General features: G+C 69.6%; 17 protein-coding genes. 9 read left to right on the plus strand and 8 right to left on the minus strand.

From position 1 onward, the window contains the following. Nucleotides 1-56 precede the first annotated feature (56 nt). Genes AC5LXK_RS28705 through AC5LXK_RS28720 form a run of 4 tightly spaced genes read right to left on the minus strand, consistent with a single transcriptional unit; the run spans nt 57 to nt 3,907 of the window. Nucleotides 57-761 carry an ethyl tert-butyl ether degradation protein EthD gene (locus tag AC5LXK_RS28705; protein WP_493392025.1) on the minus strand — a complete coding sequence of 235 codons (705 nt, stop codon included), beginning with the start codon at nt 759-761 and terminating at the stop codon, nt 57-59. Between the two features lie 3 nt (nt 762-764). Next, nucleotides 765-1,292 carry a flavin reductase gene (locus tag AC5LXK_RS28710; protein ID WP_493392026.1) on the minus strand — a complete coding sequence of 176 codons (528 nt, stop codon included), beginning with the start codon at nt 1,290-1,292 and terminating at the stop codon, nt 765-767. A gap of 37 nt (nt 1,293-1,329) precedes the next feature. Then, entirely contained in the window at nt 1,330-2,523 is a 1,194-nt protein-coding gene (locus AC5LXK_RS28715) for an acyl-CoA dehydrogenase family protein (RefSeq protein WP_493392027.1), read from the minus strand. Between the two features lie 49 nt (nt 2,524-2,572). Beyond that, a complete protein-coding gene (locus tag AC5LXK_RS28720; RefSeq protein WP_493392028.1) occupies nt 2,573-3,907 on the minus strand; it encodes an MFS transporter in 1,335 nt (444 codons plus the stop codon). A 324-nt stretch (nt 3,908-4,231) separates the two neighbouring features. Between AC5LXK_RS28720 and AC5LXK_RS28725 the strand changes: the two genes are divergently transcribed. The 3 genes from AC5LXK_RS28725 (at nt 4,232) to AC5LXK_RS28735 (ending at nt 6,467) form a co-directional block, all read left to right on the plus strand. Next, complete coding sequence (locus AC5LXK_RS28725) at nt 4,232-5,515, plus strand: aromatic ring-hydroxylating oxygenase subunit alpha (RefSeq protein WP_493392029.1); 1,284 nt, start codon at nt 4,232-4,234, stop codon at nt 5,513-5,515. Then, entirely contained in the window at nt 5,515-6,015 is a 501-nt protein-coding gene (locus AC5LXK_RS28730; RefSeq protein ID WP_493392030.1) for an aromatic-ring-hydroxylating dioxygenase subunit beta, read from the plus strand. The genes AC5LXK_RS28725 and AC5LXK_RS28730 overlap by 1 nt, the downstream gene beginning before the upstream one ends. A gap of 65 nt (nt 6,016-6,080) precedes the next feature. Continuing rightward, nucleotides 6,081-6,467, plus strand: coding sequence for a tautomerase family protein (locus AC5LXK_RS28735; RefSeq protein ID WP_493392031.1), 387 nt, complete (start codon nt 6,081-6,083; stop codon nt 6,465-6,467). Between the two features lie 44 nt (nt 6,468-6,511). On the opposite strand, the gene AC5LXK_RS28740 is transcribed toward AC5LXK_RS28735, so the two are convergent. Beyond that, on the minus strand, nt 6,512-8,065 hold the full coding sequence (locus AC5LXK_RS28740) for a sensor histidine kinase (protein WP_493392032.1): 1,554 nt from the start codon (nt 8,063-8,065) through the stop codon (nt 6,512-6,514). Nucleotides 8,066-8,238: 173 nt separating this feature from the next. Here AC5LXK_RS28740 and AC5LXK_RS28745 point away from each other — a divergent pair, with 173 nt between their 5' ends. From AC5LXK_RS28745 to AC5LXK_RS28765, 5 genes are all read left to right on the plus strand, one after another. Continuing rightward, entirely contained in the window at nt 8,239-9,432 is a 1,194-nt protein-coding gene (locus AC5LXK_RS28745) for an acyl-CoA dehydrogenase family protein (protein WP_493392033.1), read from the plus strand. 100 nt (nt 9,433-9,532) lie between these two features. Continuing rightward, on the plus strand, nt 9,533-9,910 hold the full coding sequence (locus tag AC5LXK_RS28750) for a hypothetical protein (protein ID WP_011356094.1): 378 nt from the start codon (nt 9,533-9,535) through the stop codon (nt 9,908-9,910). Between the two features lie 8 nt (nt 9,911-9,918). After that, nucleotides 9,919-10,440: a nuclear transport factor 2 family protein gene (locus tag AC5LXK_RS28755; RefSeq protein WP_493392034.1), complete on the plus strand. Its 522-nt coding sequence runs from the start codon at nt 9,919-9,921 to the stop codon at nt 10,438-10,440. Nucleotides 10,441-10,471: 31 nt separating this feature from the next. Next, a complete protein-coding gene (locus AC5LXK_RS28760; protein ID WP_493392035.1) occupies nt 10,472-11,596 on the plus strand; it encodes an amidase in 1,125 nt (374 codons plus the stop codon). A 59-nt stretch (nt 11,597-11,655) separates the two neighbouring features. Further along, entirely contained in the window at nt 11,656-12,399 is a 744-nt protein-coding gene (locus tag AC5LXK_RS28765; protein WP_493392036.1) for an SDR family NAD(P)-dependent oxidoreductase, read from the plus strand. 12 nt (nt 12,400-12,411) lie between these two features. On the opposite strand, the gene AC5LXK_RS28770 is transcribed toward AC5LXK_RS28765, so the two are convergent. Further along, nucleotides 12,412-13,044 carry a response regulator transcription factor gene (locus AC5LXK_RS28770; protein WP_493392037.1) on the minus strand — a complete coding sequence of 211 codons (633 nt, stop codon included), beginning with the start codon at nt 13,042-13,044 and terminating at the stop codon, nt 12,412-12,414. Between the two features lie 352 nt (nt 13,045-13,396). Here AC5LXK_RS28770 and hpaC point away from each other — a divergent pair, with 352 nt between their 5' ends. Then, nucleotides 13,397-13,942: a 4-hydroxyphenylacetate 3-monooxygenase, reductase component gene (hpaC, locus tag AC5LXK_RS28775; protein WP_493392038.1), complete on the plus strand. Its 546-nt coding sequence runs from the start codon at nt 13,397-13,399 to the stop codon at nt 13,940-13,942. 11 nt (nt 13,943-13,953) lie between these two features. Here hpaC and AC5LXK_RS28780 read toward each other — a convergent pair whose 3' ends face one another. After that, nucleotides 13,954-15,204 (minus strand): YbfB/YjiJ family MFS transporter, encoded by a 1,251-nt coding sequence (locus AC5LXK_RS28780; protein WP_493392039.1) that lies wholly within the window; start codon nt 15,202-15,204, stop codon nt 13,954-13,956. Between the two features lie 239 nt (nt 15,205-15,443). After that, complete coding sequence (locus tag AC5LXK_RS28785; protein ID WP_493394078.1) at nt 15,444-15,989, minus strand: RBBP9/YdeN family alpha/beta hydrolase; 546 nt, start codon at nt 15,987-15,989, stop codon at nt 15,444-15,446. Nucleotides 15,990-16,048: the final 59 nt, after the last annotated feature.

Here is a 16,048-nt window from a genome sequence, read left to right on the forward strand (position 1 = left end):
GTCGCGGCGGGGGCGCGTCGACACGGCCGGCAAGCGGTCGCGCGACGCGGCGCAGACTACTCGGCCGATGTTATCTCAAAACTTTCGCTGGCCATCGGGAAATGCGGCGTCGCGCCCGAAAACGGCGGCAGCGCGTCGAAATCCCTGCGCATCAGCAGGCGAACCGGCGACGCCAGCGCGTGCGCGAGTGCATCGGCATCGTCGAACACGACCTTGTTGCGCTGCATCGCATCCGCGCGCAGCGCTGGTAGCGCACTCCGGTAATCGACGCGCGTATAGATCTCGATCGCGCGGATGCCCGGCAATTGCGCCATCAGCGGCGGATGACGATCGAGGTAATGCGACAGCCACGCGTTCGGATCCTCGGCCTCGCCTTCGTAGCTGACGAGGTAGGTGCAGCTTTGCGTGGCCGCGCCCGGGCCGGCCAGCGGAATCCTGCGCACGGCCATCGCCTGCTGCGCGATGCGTCGCCCCGCCGCCTGCCATCGCCTCACGCAGGCGCAGGCGGCGCCCGTCGGCGCGAGCATCGCCTCGAGCGTGCCGAGATCGGCGAAATAAGCTTGCAGCACGCATGCGGGCGATGGCGGGCGCGCCACGGGATCGGCACGGTCGGCGGCCAGCGCGACGGGGCGATGCACGGCCAGCCGCTTCAACCCGGGCGTCGCGCGCAGTGCCGCCACCGCATCGTCGACGCCGGGCAGCGGGCCGTCGGCACCGGCATCGTCGTGGCGATCGACCATCAGGAACAGGCAGACCTCCATCCGTCACCCCGCCTGCACGGCCAGCGGATGCGCGAGCCGGTGGAACGCGCGGCCGAAGTAGATCAGCCCGTCGGCGGCCGCATGCAGCGCGATGTGATCGACCTCGACGAACATCACCGAATGCGAGCCGACCGACTTGCTGTCGATGATCCGCCCTTCGAGGCTGACGTTCGCGTCGGCCAGCACCGGCACGCCGGTTTTCCCGTCCCGCCAGCGCGTGTCGTCGAAGCGCGCGTCGCCCGGCGCCGGCGTCATGCCGGCGAACGTCCTCGCGACTTCCTGGCACGCGGACGGCAGCAGGTTGATCGCGACGCGCCCGTTGCCGCGCATGATGTCGTGCGCGCGGCTGCCGCGGTTGATGCACACCAGCATCGTCGGCGGCGTGTCGGTCACCGAACAGACCGCGCTCGCGGTAATGCCCCAGCGGCCGTGTTCGCCGTCGGTGGTGATGACGTTGACGCCGGCCGGCAGGCGCGACATCGCCTCGCGGAAATCCTGGCGGACGTCGTGGTGGATCGTTGCATCGTTCATCTCGTTCTCCTGCTGCGAAGAGTCGGCATGGCGCCGATCACGGGTACGGCGTGACGGGGGCGATGCCGGCGAACACGGCGCCGGAGCCGTCGTAGGTCGCCTCGCCGAGAAACGCGTGCTGCGTGACCACGATCGAATCGCGCACCAGCTGCTGGAGCCGGTTCTCGCGATAGATCGCGGCCGTGCCGGCAAGCTGGTATGCCTGCATCACGACCTTCGCGCACACCTGCGCGGCATGCGTCGCGCTCAGGCGCAGCAGGTTCGCCTGCTGCGGCGACACCGGCCGGCCGGCGGCCAGCGAGGCCCATGCGGCTTCCGCCGTCTCGTAGAAAAACGCCCGCGCGCTGCGCCAGTCGGCCTCGGCCTTCGCGAGCCCTTCGCGGTAGTACGGACGATCGGCGAGGCGCGGCGCGCCGGTGGTCGTCTTCGTCGCGCCCGACATCGCGGTGAGCAGGTCCAGCGCGGCCCGCGCGATGCCGACGTTCACGGCCGCATGCACCTGCGCCTGGTACGCAACCGCCGGATAGCGGTACAGCGGCTCGTCGACGAGCGGCTCGCCGCCGCGCACGAACGTCCACGCTTCGTCGACGAACCGGTCGTCCAGCGCGAGATCGTGACTGCCGGTGCCCTGCATGCCGACCACGCGCCAGTTCTCGACGATCTCGACGTCCCCGGCGCGAAACACGGCCGTGAACGGCTTGCCCGGCGCGCCGCCGTCGGCGGGCGCACCGCCGATGCCGACGCCGATCCAGTCCGCGCCCTTGCAGCCGCTCGCGAAGCGCCAGCGGCCCGTCACGCAGTAGCCGCCCGGCACGCGCCGCGCCGGCTGCAGCGGGTAGAGCCCGCCCGCGAACACCTGGTCGGGGCCGTCCGCATAGATCGTGCGCTGCGTGTCGAGCGGCAGCGCGGCGAGATAGGTATTGGCCGAACCGAACGCCGCGACCCACGCGGCCGACCCGTCGGCGATCGCGATCCGTTCGAGCATCGCGAGGAACACGTGCGGCGGCAGCGCATCGCCGCCGAAGCACGCCGGCGTGCCGGCGCGGAAGATGCCCGCGCGCTTCATCATCGCGATCACGTCGCGCGGCACGTGCGACAAACGGTCGAATTCGTCGCGCCGGCGTTCGACTTCGGCGATCACCGCGTCGAGGGACAACGGCGACCGGTCGGCCGGTTGCGGCGGCACGGGCGCGTCGGGCGCAACGGCACGGATGGCGGAATGGGCTTGCATGGTGAGGTCCTGAAAGGGCGAAGGGTCTGAAGCAAAGACGGTGCGATGGTCAGCGTGATCGGGCCGCATCGCGCGCCGCCTTCGGATGGGTTTCCGGCGCGACGCAGGTCGCGACGATCGTGATCGCGCCGAGGATCACGAGATAGATGACGATCGGCGTCGCGCTGCGGTAGTGCGCCAGCAGCGCGGTCGCGATCACCGGCGACAGCCCGCCGCCGAGCACCGACGCGATCTCGCGGCCGATGCCGAGCCCCGAGAACCGCAGGTGCACCGGCAGCAGCTCGCTGATGAACGCCGGCTGCGCGCCTTCGAGGATGCCGATCGCGACGCTGTTGGCCAGGATCAGCGCGACGATCACGTACGAGAAGCGGCCCGACTGCAGCAGCGTGAAATACGGATACGCGATCAGCACGACAGCGACGGCACCGAGCAGGTAGACGGGCTTGCGGCCGACCCGGTCGGTCAGGCGCCCCGCGAGCAGCGTCACCGGAATCATCAGCAGCATCGAGATCACGAGCCCGCTCAGCAGCCACGACGCGTCGAGGCCGATGAACCTGCCGTATGCGAGCGAGAACGCGAAGAACAGGTACGACACCGCGCCTTCGCCGAAGCGCAGCCCGAACACGGTCAGCACTTCGCGCGGGCATTCGCGCAGCACGTCGACGAGCGGCGACGCGCTGGCCTTCTGCGTCGAGCGCGCTTCGGCAAATTCCGCGCTTTCGCCGATCGAGCGGCGCATCCACAGGCCGAACCCGACCAGCACGATGCTCGCCAGGAACGGGATGCGCCAGCCCCAGCGCTCGATGTCGGCCGTCGGCAACTGCTGCACGAGCAGGAACGCGGCCGTCGACAGCACGAAGCCGAACGCCGCGCCGCACGGGCTCCACGCGGCGAGCGCGCCGCGCCGGTCGGCCGGCGCGTTCTCGTGGATCAGCAGGATGCTGCCGCTCCACTCGCCGCCAGCGGCAAGCCCCTGCAACACGCGCAGCAGGACGAGCGCGACCGGCGCGGCGACGCCGATCTCGCGATAGGTCGGCAACAGCCCCATCCCGACCGTCGCCGCGCCCATCGTCAACATCGTCAGCATCATCACGGTCTTGCGCCCGTAGCGATCGCCGATGTGCCCGCACAGCAGCCCGCCGATCGGGCGCGCGATGAAGCCGACCGTGAAGCCGCCGAACGCCGCGATCGTGCCGGTCAGCGGATCGCTGCCGACCGGAAAGAACAGCTTGCCGAACAGCAACGCGGCGGCCGTCCCGTACAGGAAGAAGTCGTACCATTCGAGTGCCTGCCCGAGCACGGCGGTCGTGACCGCGCGTCGGACCGAACTCGTGCTGCGGGAAACGGGCAACGAAACCGCTGACAGGGGCGCTGGTGAGTTCATGGGAGTCGGAAATAAGTTCAGTTGTCCTGCCTGTTAGGCATCGGGCGGCAGGCTCGCGATCGAATCTTTTCACTGCGTCCGAACCACGATAAGAGCGCAGCCCGATGCGGTCAAATTCCCGCCAAAAATGGCGCCCATGAATCGCATGCATGGACGCGCCATGCCGCGAATCGCCCGTCTAATTATCCATCCGGCTTATTTGATTGCCTTTTTTAGATCAATTTGACGGATGGAAACGCGACGGCGAAACTGGTCCCGCTATCCCTGCGAGGTCCGCCCGACCGGGCCTTGCACTTTCTCGCGACTCTTTCCCCCACGACGACGATGAGCGACATTTCCTACCAGACGATCGACACCAGTGCGCTGCACGGTCTCGCACAGCCCGACCGCATCGCGCCCGCGATGTATCACGATCCCGCGCTGTTCGAAGCCGAGCTCGACCGCATCTTCTACCGCACCTGGATCTGGGTCGCGCACGAGAGCGAGCTGCCGAACCCCGGCGACTTCATCACGACGACGATCGGCCGCCAGCCGGTGATCGTCGTGCGCGACAAGACCGGCGAGATCAACGTGCTGCAGAACCGCTGCCGCCATCGCGGCGCGACCGTGTGCGAATCGCACAAGGGCAACGCGAAGGGCTTCACGTGCCCGTATCACAGCTGGTCGTACGCGCTCGACGGCACGCTGCGCGCGCTGCCGTACGGCGACGGCTACGAAGGCGTGTGCGAGAAAGGCGACCTGCCGCTCGTGAAGCTGCGCGTCGGCGTGTACCAGGGGCTGATCTTCGCGAGCTTCAACGACGACATCGAACCGCTCGAGGATTTCCTCGGCGGCGCGAAGCCGTGGATCGACCTGTTCATGAAACAGGGCGCCGGCTACCCGATCAAGGCGAACGGCGAACACAAGTTCAAGTTCAAGGGCAACTGGAAGATCCAGCTCGAGAACACCACCGACCTCTACCACTTCCCGGTCGTGCACAAGTCGTGGATGAAGTCGATCGACGACGAGACGGCCGCCGCGATCACGAGCTTCATGACGAGCGAGGACGCGTTCTGCCGCGGCCTCGGCAATGGCCACAGCCTCGCGGTGCTGATGCCCGAGCTGATCGACCTCGACGAAGACGACGGCGCACCGCTGCCCGAGCGCTTCGCGCCGCTCGCGGCGAAGCTCGCCGAGCGCCATGCGCCGGAAGAAGTGCGCCGCATCGTGCGCTCGCTGATGGGCGTCGGCTTCAACCTGAACCTGTTCCCGAACCTCGCGCTGTCGATGGCGTTCTTCCGCGTGCTGCGGCCGATCGCCGCGAACGAAACCGAGATCCGCCACGTCGCGCTCGCGATGGACGGCGGCCCCGACGAAGCGAACCGCGAGCGGCTGCGCATCCACGAGCACTTCCAGGGCCCGTTCGGCTTCGGCAGCCCCGACGACGCGGAAGCATGGGAGCGCGTGCAGCGCGGCGCGCATGCGGGCCCCGACGTGCCGATCCTCGTGAATCGCGGGCTGAACCGCGAGACGACCGCCGCGAACGGCGAAAAGACCGCGCATGCGACCGACGAGACCGGCATGCGCGAGGCCTACCAGCAATGGCGCAAGATGATGGAGCAACAGTAATGGACGACCGCAACGCCCTCTTTTCCGAGCAGACCTTCGCCCGCGCGGTCGAATTCGTGTGGCGCGAAGCCGAGATGCTCGACCGCCGCGACTACCGCGCGTGGCTCGACCTGTGGGATCCGGCCGGCCACTACGTGGTGCCGATCGATCCCGACACGACCGATTTCGCGGCGACGCTGAACTACGTGTTCGACGACCAGGACATGCGCGAGAAGCGCGTGCAGCGGATGGTGTCCGGCTACTCGGCATCGGCGACCGACGCGGCGCGCACGGTGCGCACCGTCTCGCGCTTCACGCTGGAAAGCGGCAGCGCCGACACCGTCGAGCTGAAATCGGCGCAGGTCGTCGTCGCGTACAAGCGCGGCGTCGCGACGCTGTTCGCGGCCGACGTCACGCACAAGCTGCACGTCGACGCCGAAGGCGAGATGCGGATCGCCGGGAAGGTCGTGCGCCTGATCGATTCGACCGAAGCGCTCAGCGCGATCGGCTTCCTGCTGTAAGCCGGGGCCGGTTCGCCGATGCAAACGCAAAGGTGAGCCGGCAACCTTCACCTTTCCGGACCACCATGCCCACACTCGAAGTTTTCCTGCCGGCCGGCCATGACGACGCCCGCAAGGCCGAACTGATCGCCCGGCTGACCGGTGCGACCGTCGACGCGATCGGCGCACCGGTCGAATCCGTGCGCGTGCTGCTCACCGAACTGCCGGCGACGCATATCGGCCTCGGCGGCCGCAGCGCGGCGGACGGCGCGCCGCCGTCGCTGCCGGTGATCGTCGCGATCCTGATCGCCGGGCGCACCGACGCGCAGAAACGCGCGCTGATCGCCGCGCTGTCCGACGCGGGTGCGAACGTGCTCGACGCGCCGCTGCAGGCCACGCGCGTGATCATCAAGGACATTCCGAACACCGACTTCGGCATCGGCGGCCAGACCGCGCGGGCGCTGGGGCGCTGATCGTGCGCCGCGCGTCGCTGCCCGGCCGTGACACGACGCAGCGGCTACGCGTGCGCGCCGGCGAGCGGCAACGTCACGCGGCAGTCGAGCCCGCCGCCGTCGGCCGGGCTCGCCGCGATCCGCCCACCGTGGCGCGTGACGATGCTCTTGCACAGCGACAACCCGATTCCGTTGCCGCCGGCCTTCGACGACGAGAAGCCGTCGAACAGCCGGTCGTGCGCGTCGTCTGCAATACCCGGACCGTTGTCGATCGCACGCAGCTCGGCATGGCCGGCGAGGTTGGCCGTACCGAGCGTCAGCGTGCGCGGCAGGCGCTCGCAGCTGGCGAACGCCTCGATCGCATTGAACGCGAGATTCAGGATCACCTGCCCGATCAGCACGCGTTCGCAGCGGATCGGCAACGGTGTGTCGGCCTGCACGATCGTGACCGTCACGCCGGCTTCCTTCGCGCGCAGCTCGATGAAGTACGCGACATCGGAAAGGATGTCGCGCAGGTCGGCCATCGCGACGACCGGCTCGCGCTTCACGATGAATTCGCGCACGCTCTTGATGATCAGCGCCGCATGCTCGGCCTGCCGGTCGGCGCTGCGCAGCCCCCAGATCGCGTCGTCGACGGCGCCGTTGCCGTTCAGCCGCCGCACCGCGCCTTCGATGAAATTGCGCACGGCCGCGAGCGGCTGGCTCAGCTCGTGCGCGATCACGCTCGCCATCTCGCCCATCGCGTTGTAGCGCCCCGCGTATTCGAGCATCCGCGCCTCCGCACGCCGCGCGTCCTCGATCGCGACCTCGTCGCTCACGTCGCGAAACTGCACGAGCAGCCCGTCGAGATCGCCTTCGATCTCGACCTGCCGGCACAGGATCCGCAGCCAGCAGGGCGAGCCGTCGCGCCGCACGATCCGGTAGCGCTGCGGCGCGGACGGGTACGCCGACGGCGCGTCGCGCAACTGCGCGACGAGGCGGTCGCGATCGACCTCGGAGCAGTAGTCCAGCACCTCGCCGAGCGCCTCGTCGGGCGCGAGCCCGAGCACGCGGCGGCCGGATTCGCTGATGAACTGCACGCCGCCATGCGGCGTCACGACCGCGATGCCTTCGTCGAGATCCTGCATGAATTCGCGCAGCCGCGCCTCGTAGCGGCGCAGTTGCTGGCGGACCGCCTCTTCCGCGCTGATGTCGCGGAACTGCACCATCACGACGTCGCGCCCGCGCAGCGGCACGTAGGTCGCGGTGGCCTCGGACAGCATGTCGACGCCCGTGCGCGACCGATAGCACCATTCGTACACCTGCGGCCCGTCGACGAGCGCGCGATCCCATGCGCTTACCGCAATCTCGCGCCGGTACTTCGGCTCGGGCCGCGTCATGTCCGGCGCCTTCAGCGGCAGCAGCTCCTCGACGGAAAAGCCGAGCGCGATGCACGCGGCGCGATTCGCCCACACGATCGCCCTGGTATGCGCATCGTGCAGCAGCACGCAGGTCGTCAGCGCGTCGAGCAGCCGGTGGAAATCGTCTTCGTCGGGGAAACTCATGATCGGATTCGGATGAAGGCGCGCGGCATCGCGCGGCCGGAAACCCAACATAGCACCGGCGCGCGCCGATCGCATCTGAAGATTTCTTTAGGCCGGCACGGAACGTCACCAGTCGCGCGGCCCAACGCACCAATTGCTGCGTGTTTTCGGCGTTTCTAGACTGGTTGCATCGTCGTGCTGCTCATCCGAAACCCGACAAGCACGCATGCCGCCCCGCATTCGAACCCTTATCCGCCCAGGAGACAACCATGCCGCAAGCCGCCCTCGCCATCGAACCCGCGCCGACCTCTCCGCCCGTGGCAGGCGCCGCGGCCGCGCCGTTGTCGCCGCTCGACGCGGTGATCGAAACCGTCGCCGCGCGCCGCGAGGAATTCGACCGCCTGTCGCACGTGCCGCGCGACGTGATCGCGCTGTTCAAGCAGGCCGGCATCTATCGCGCGGGCACGCCGCGCCGCTTCGGCGGCGATGCGCTCGCGCCGACCGCGTTCCTCGACATGATCGAACGGATTGCAACGGCCGACGGCTCGGCGGCATGGGTCGCGAGCTTCGGCTCCGCGAACGTCTATCTCGCCGCGCTGCCGCTCGAGACCCAGGCCGAGCTGTACGCGAGCGGCCCCGACCAGGTGTTCGCGGGCGGCCTGTTCCCGGTGCAGCCGGCGCAGGCCGCGCCGGGCGGCTGGCGCGTGAACGGCACGTGGAAATTCGCGAGCGGCTGCAAGGGTGCCGACTGGCTCGGCGTCGGCATCGCCGTGCCGGGCACGCAGGACGCCGCGCCGAACAAGCCGCGCACGGCCGTGTTCCGCGCAGCCGACGTCGAGATCGTCGAGAACTGGAGCGTGGTCGGCATGCAGGGCACCGGCAGCCACGACCTGCGCGTGAACGACCGCTTCGTGCCCGAAGCCTGGACCTTCGTGCGCGGCGGCGAACCGACCGTCGACGAGCCGCTGTACCGCTACCCGACCGTTGCGTATGCCGCGCAGGTGCTGGCCGTCGTCAACCTCGGCCTCGCGCGCGCCGCGCTCGATGTCGTGAACCGGATGTCCGGCGGCCGACAGACGACGACCGGCGCGCCGCGTCTCGCCGATCGCGCGTACTACCGCATCGAGCTCGCGAAAGCGGAGGCACAACTGCGCTCGGCACGCGCGTTCTTCTACGACGCAACCGACACCGTGTGGCAATCGATCCTCGCGGGCAACCCGGTGACGCCCGACCAGGTCAGCCTGCTGCGGCTCGCGGCCACGCAGATCGCCCGCGAAGGCGCAAGCGTCGTCGAACGCGCGTACCGCCTCGGCGGCACGGCGGCGATCTATCGCACGCATCCGCTGCAGCGGCTGCTGCGCGACGCGATGGTCGTCACGCAGCACGCGTTTCTCGGCGAAGGCAACTTCGACGGCGCCGGCGCGGTGTTCACCGGCGTCACGCCGTTTCCCGGCTATCTGTAACCTGCGTCGACCGACGTTTTTTTAACGCGCACGAGACTGAAGCCGAAGCGCCGTCGCCGGCCGGCTCATGCGCCCCACCGATTCCTCTGGAGAACCCGATATGTCCGATTCGAATCCGCTGCCGCTGCGCGTCCTGTTCTGCTGCGGCGTGTCGCAGAACTTCTTCGACCTGCCGCGCGAGAAGATCGGCGAGGTGTGGCAGGCGTACGGCGCGATGCTCGCGGCCGTCGAAGCGATGCCCGGCGTGCGCGTGCTCGGCGTGATGGACGACGACCGCCTCGTGGTCGGCCAGGCCGACGGCGCGCCGTGGACGTTCTACATCATGGCCGACGTCGCCGATTTCGACACGACGGTCGCCGTGTGCAACCTGTACCGCACGACGCCCGTCGGCGAATACAACCTGTGGCGCTACGGCAAGATCGAGGCACGCGTCGGCCGCGCGCTGACCGTGCCGCCGGCCGCGAAGCCCGCGGCGTGAGGCGCGCGATGACCGACCTGTCACCCGCTTCGATCGACGCGCTCGCGCAACGCGTGGCGGCACTCGACGCCGAGCGCGCGGTGCGCACGACGATCACGCGCTACATGGCGCTGTGCGACGTGCCCGAGGACGCGGGCGACGGTCCGTCGCTCGCCGAACTGTTCACCGCCGACGCCGTGTGGGAAGGCATCGGCCCGCAGTACGCGCAAAAGTTCGGCCGCCTCGAAGGCACGGCTGCGATCGTCGCGATGCTGGGCCGCTACCTGCCGCCCGATCCGCACTTCTCGGCGAACCTGCACTTCCTGACGTCGGAATCGATCGAGATCGGCGCCGGCCACGCGGGCGCGCGCGGCCGCTGGATCATGCTGCAGGCGTCGCGCTATGCAGACGGCTCGGCCGAGCTGATCGCCGCGCGGCTGACCATCGATTTCGCGCCGGCCGCCAGCGGCTCCGCGTGGCTGATCCGCCATTTCCGCACCGAGCGCGTGCTCGACGGCCCGTGGCCGCTCGCCGCCGCGCCACGGTCCTGATGCTTCCTTCTGCTTTCGCACGATACCGACCATGACAGGCTTCATCGACACCTTCACGCTCGGCGGCCCCGGCCCCACGATCGCGATCAAGGACACGATCGACATCGCGGGCCATCCGACCCGCGCCGCAAGCCGCGCGCTCGCCGATGCGCCGCCGGCCGCACAACACGCCGATGTGGTCCGCCTGTTGCTCGACGCCGGCTGGCAGATCGCCGGCAAGGCGAACATGCATGAACTCGCGTTCGGCATGACGGGCATCAACGACTACACGGGCACGCCCGTCAACCCGCAAGATGCGACGCGCATCCCGGGCGGCTCGTCGAGCGGCTCCGCGTCGCTCGTCGGGCTCGGCACCGTCGATGCGGCGCTCGGCACCGATACCGGCGGCTCGATTCGCGGGCCGGCCGCATGCTGCGGCGTGGCCGGGCTGAAGCCGACGTTCGGCCGCGTGTCGCGGCGCGGCGTCGCGCCCGCCGACACGACGCTCGATTGCGTCGGGCCGTTCGCACGCGACATCCGCACGCTCGTCGCGGTGATGGCCGCGATCGCGCCGGGCTTCGATCGTGCGCGGGCGACGGCCTCGGTGGCAGGCTGCACGATTGCGCAAATCGCCGTCGAAGCCGATCCTGCGATCGCCGCCGCACTCGACGCGGCCGTCCGCGCGTCGGGCCTGCGGTCGCACCAGGTCGTGCTCGACGACATGCCGGCCTCGTTTGCGGCCGGACTTACCGTCATCAATGCGGAAACGTCGCGTGCGTTCGGCCATCTGGTCGACACCGGCCAGCTCGGCGCCGATCTCGATGCGCGACTGCGCACGGCCGCGATGACGACACCGGCCGCACGCGCGGAAGCCGAAGCCGTGCGCGCACGCTTCACCGCGCAGGTCGACGCCGCACTCGACCACGCGGACGTGCTGGTGCTGCCGACGCTGCCCGCGCTGCCGATCACGCTGCAGCAGGCGCGCGACGGCGTATCGGTCATTGCGATGTCGTCGCTGATCCGGCCGTTCAACCTGAGCGGCCATCCGGCGCTCAGCCTGCCGCTGCCGCTCTCCGGTTCGCCGCTGAAGGCCGGCCTGCAGATCGTCGGGCGCAAGGGCGCGGACGAGCAGGTTTGCGCGATCGCCGCGCACTTCGAAGCGGCACTCGCCGCATGAATCACGATGCGGGCGCGGCCTCCACCGGCGTGCGCCCGCGAACCAGGGAACTACGCACCATGTCAGATCGAGTCGTCCTCGTCACCGGCGCCGCGCGCGGGCTCGGCGCCGTCATCGCCGAACGCTTCCATGCAGCCGGCTACCGCGTCGCACTGGCCGATATCGCGGCCGATGCGATTCATGCGCATGCACGCGAACTCGACCCGAGCGGCGAACGCGCGATCGCGCTGCCGCTCGACGTCACGTCGAAACGCGATTTCGAAGCCGCGCGCGATGCGCTCGTCGCACGCTGGGGCGCGATCGACGTGCTCGTCAACAACGCGGGCGCATCGAAGGTCGTGCCGGCGATGGAGATCACGGCCGAGCAGTTCGACCAGGTGATCGACGTGAACCTGCGCAGCGTGCTGTTCGGCTGCCAGGTGTTCGGCCAGTACTTCGCGCAGCGCGGCGCGGGCCGCATCGTCAACATCGCGTCGCTCGCCGGGCAGAACGGCGGCTCGGCCACGGGCGCGCACTACGCGGCCGCGAAAGGCGGCACGCTGACGCTGACCAAGGTGTTCGCACGCGACCTCGCCGCGCAGGGTGTGACCGTCAACGCGATCTCGCCGGGCCCGCTCGACCTGCCGATCGTGTACGAAAGCGTCGCGCCGGAAAAACTGCGTCAGGTGCTGGCGAGCCTGCCGGGCGGCAAGCTCGGGTCGGCCGGCTTCGTCGCGGATGCCGCCGTGCTGCTCGCGTCGGGCGACGCGCATTTTGCGAACGGTGCGTGCTGGGACATCAACGGCGGGCTGTACATGCGCTGAACGCGCCGGCCCCTATCGCGACGACTCCCCGTCGTCGCCCCACACGACCATCACGTCGCGCACGAGCGCGGCGATCGACGTCGCGCCGAGCTTCTCCTTGATGCTCGCACGATGCACGTCGACGGTCTTCACGCTGATCGACAGGTCCGACGCGATCTGCTTGCTGCCCTTGCCGCCCACGACGCCGCGCAGCACTTCCTTTTCGCGCGCGGTCAGCGCATCGAGCCGCTGGCGCAGCTCGCGGTGGCGCTGGCTCACCGCATGCCGCTGCTGCGCGAGCCGCAGCGCACGCTGCACCCGTTCGAGCATCTGCTGCGAGTTGTACGGCTTCTCGACGAAATCGATCGCGCCGTTCTGCAGCGCGCGCACCGACATCGGAATATCGCCGTGCCCGCTGACGAAGATCACCGGCAGCGTCGCGCCGCGCGCATTCAGTTCGGCCTGTACGTCGAAGCCGCTTTTCTCGGGCATCCGCACGTCGAGCACGAGGCAGGCGGGCAGGTTCACGTCGAAGCGTGCGAGAAAGTCGGCGGCGTTCGCGAATCCTTCGGACGCGATGCCGACCGATTCGAGCAACCACGCGAGCGACGTCCGCATGCCGCTGTCGTCGTCGACGATGTATACGATCGGTGCGGGTGACGTCATCGCGGGTGTCTCGCTGAATATCGGTATGGGTATCGCACGCGCTGCGCGAGGGGCCGGTTGCCGGCGTGTCGCGCGCGTCGTTCGCTGGGGTGTGCGGCACATCATAACGAGCCGAAAACCCGCTGAAAACCCCTTCACGGGCTGCATGAATGCACAATCGCGGTTTTTTTTGCACGACGCGGCGCGCATCTAGGTAGAACCTTTAGACGCGTTGGCGGGAACGCCATCTCCATCGTCAATCGTGCGAATGGTCGGCCGCATTTTCGCGACGTACGCTTGGGTCATCGTCGGCGATCCGGCGCTGCACCGGCAGCGCGGCACGTTCGCCGCTTTCGTCCAACCAGGAGCGCCCATGTCTTCCACGACCGATATCCAGCGACCGGCGCGCGTCGAACCGACCGATGCGCAGAAGGCCTTCCGCCAGGCGATGGCCCACCTCGGCGCGGCCGTCAACGTGATCACCACCGCCGGGCCGCACGGCCGCTGCGGGATCACCGCGAGCGCCGTGTGTTCCGTCACCGACACGCCGCCTACGCTGCTCGTCTGCATGAACCGGTCGAGCGCGATGCACGCGACCTTCGAGCGCAACCGCCATGTCTGCATCAACGTGCTGCCGGCCGAGCACGAACAGCTCGCGCGGCATTTCGCGGGGCTCACCGACCTGCCGATGGAGCGGCGCTTCGACCTGCCCGTGTGGGATCAGGGCGAAGAGGACGTGCCGGTGCTGCGCGACGCGCTCGCGAGCCTGCAGGGCACGATCGCCGAGATGAAGGAAGTCGGCTCGCATTCGGTGATGTTCATCGAGGCGACGTCGATCCGCGTGCGCGACGACGGCGACAGCCTCATCTATTTCAGCCGCGCGTTTCATCGCGTGTCGCGCACCGCGTGCGTGCGGTGACGTCCGCGTGACTACGCGGGCGTCCGCAGCGCACGCTGCCCGGCCGCGAGCGCGGCACCCGCGAACAGCGTCAACGCCGAGTACACGAGCCCGCGCGCGAGCCCCGCGCTGTCCGACACCCAGCCGATCGCGACCGGCCCGGCGATCTGGCCGAATGCGAAGACCGTCGTGAACGCGCTGATCCCCTTCGCCCAGCCGTCGGGCGGCAGGTTGTGCCGCACGAAGGCCGTCGTCGCTGCGACCGCCGACAGGAACGTCGCGCCGAACAGCACGCCCGATGCGAACGCGACGGCCGGATGCACGAACATCGCGGGCATCAGCGTCGCGACGCCGAGCAGCGCATTGAGCACCGCAAGCGCCTGGCCGCCGCGCATCCGGTCGAGCAGCCCCGACCACAGCCGCGCCGACACGACGGTCGCGACGCCCAGCATCACGTAGAACGCCGACACCACCGTGCCGCTCATGCCCGCACCGCGCAGCAGCGCGACGATGAACGTCATGTAGCCGATATAGCCGACGCCGAACAGGCCGTAGCCGGCCAGTGCGAGCGAGAAGCGTGCGGGGCTCGCGGTCGCGGCCGATGCCGCGCCGTCGCGCGGCCCGGCCGGCGCCGCATGCACACGCTCGATGCGGTTTGCGGCCGACACGGCCACCGCCGCAAACAGCGCGCACGCAGCCGCGAGTGCGAACCACGCCGGCTGCCAGCCGTGGATACCATGCGTGAGCGTGACGGGCACGAGCAGCGACGACGCGACGATGCCCCATCCCGTGCCGCCGTAATAGAGGCCGAGCAGCAGCCCCGCATCGCGCGGCGACGCGGAGGCGAGCCGCGCGGCCAGCACGCCGCCGCTGATGAAGATCAGCGCGCTGCCGACACCCGTTGCGAGCCGCTGCACGAGCAGCATGTGCATGCCGGACGTGAGCCCGCATGCGGCCATCAGCACCGCGGTCAGTACGCAACCGGCCGCCAGCAGCGGCCCCGCGCGCCAGCGCCGCGACAGCAACGGAAACGCAAGCGCGCCGATCAGGTAGCCGGCGGCGTTCGCCGTGTTCAGCGCGCCGGCCTGCGCGAATGTCCAGCCGAGATCGGCCTTCATCGGCGGCAGCAGCAGGGCATACGAAAAGCGCGCGAGGCCGAGCGCGATAGCGCTGCCGAGCGACAGGCAGATCGCGAGCCGCCATGCGGCCATGCGGCCGGGATCGGTTGCGCCGGCGCCCGGCTGCGAAGGGCCGGCACGCTCCGGTTGCGGCGCTGCGCGCATCGCGGTGTCTCCATCGTGGTTCGAATCCGGTACGGGCCTCAGGCCCGCAACGACGACGCGGCGTGGCGTGGCATGGCCGATACGGAATCGGTGTGGTGGTGGCGGGCGTCGATCCCGATTGCCGGAACCGGTGCGCCGATCGGCCCATGATACTTGAGCGGCCTCACGCCCGGCGGGCGCCGGCCGCCGGGACACCATGCGGCGCCCGAAGGCCGGAGACCGCGGATGCGGGACAGGCGCTACGCGCCCAGTCCGGCGGAAAAGGCGGTGAAAAGCGCCCGCCCCTCGCTCCACTGCGCCAACCCCGAAGCCGCGTTCAAATGGCCGCGTGCGCCGAGCGCCAACGGCTTCGCGCCGCGCGCCGCCGCCCATGCGATCGCTCGCCCCGACGGATCATACGGATCGTCCGAACTCGCGATCGCCACCACCGGCCGGCCGCCGAAATCCCCGGCGGGCACGCCTGCGAACGCCTGTGCCTCGACCGGAAAACACGGCCCCTGCGGATCGGGCACCGCCACGAGAAACGCGCCGTGCACCGGGCGCGTTGCAGCCGCGCGCCAATGCGCGAACAACAAACACCCGAGGGAATGACACACCACGATCGGCGGCGCCCCGGCCGCCGCGACGGCCGCATCGAGCGCCCCGATCCAGTCCGTCACGTCGGGCGTGTCCCACGAGGCCGGCGCAATGCGCGTGGCGTGCGGCAACGCCGCTTCCCAGTGGGTCTGCCAGTGATCCGCGCCCGAGTTGCCGATCCCCGGCACGATGACGATGCTTCGATCCATTCCCGCCTCCATGAACATGACGGCCCCAGTCTGACCGGCCAGGCTTCCACACGGAATGG

This window comes from Burkholderia pulmonis, from assembly GCF_984667975.1.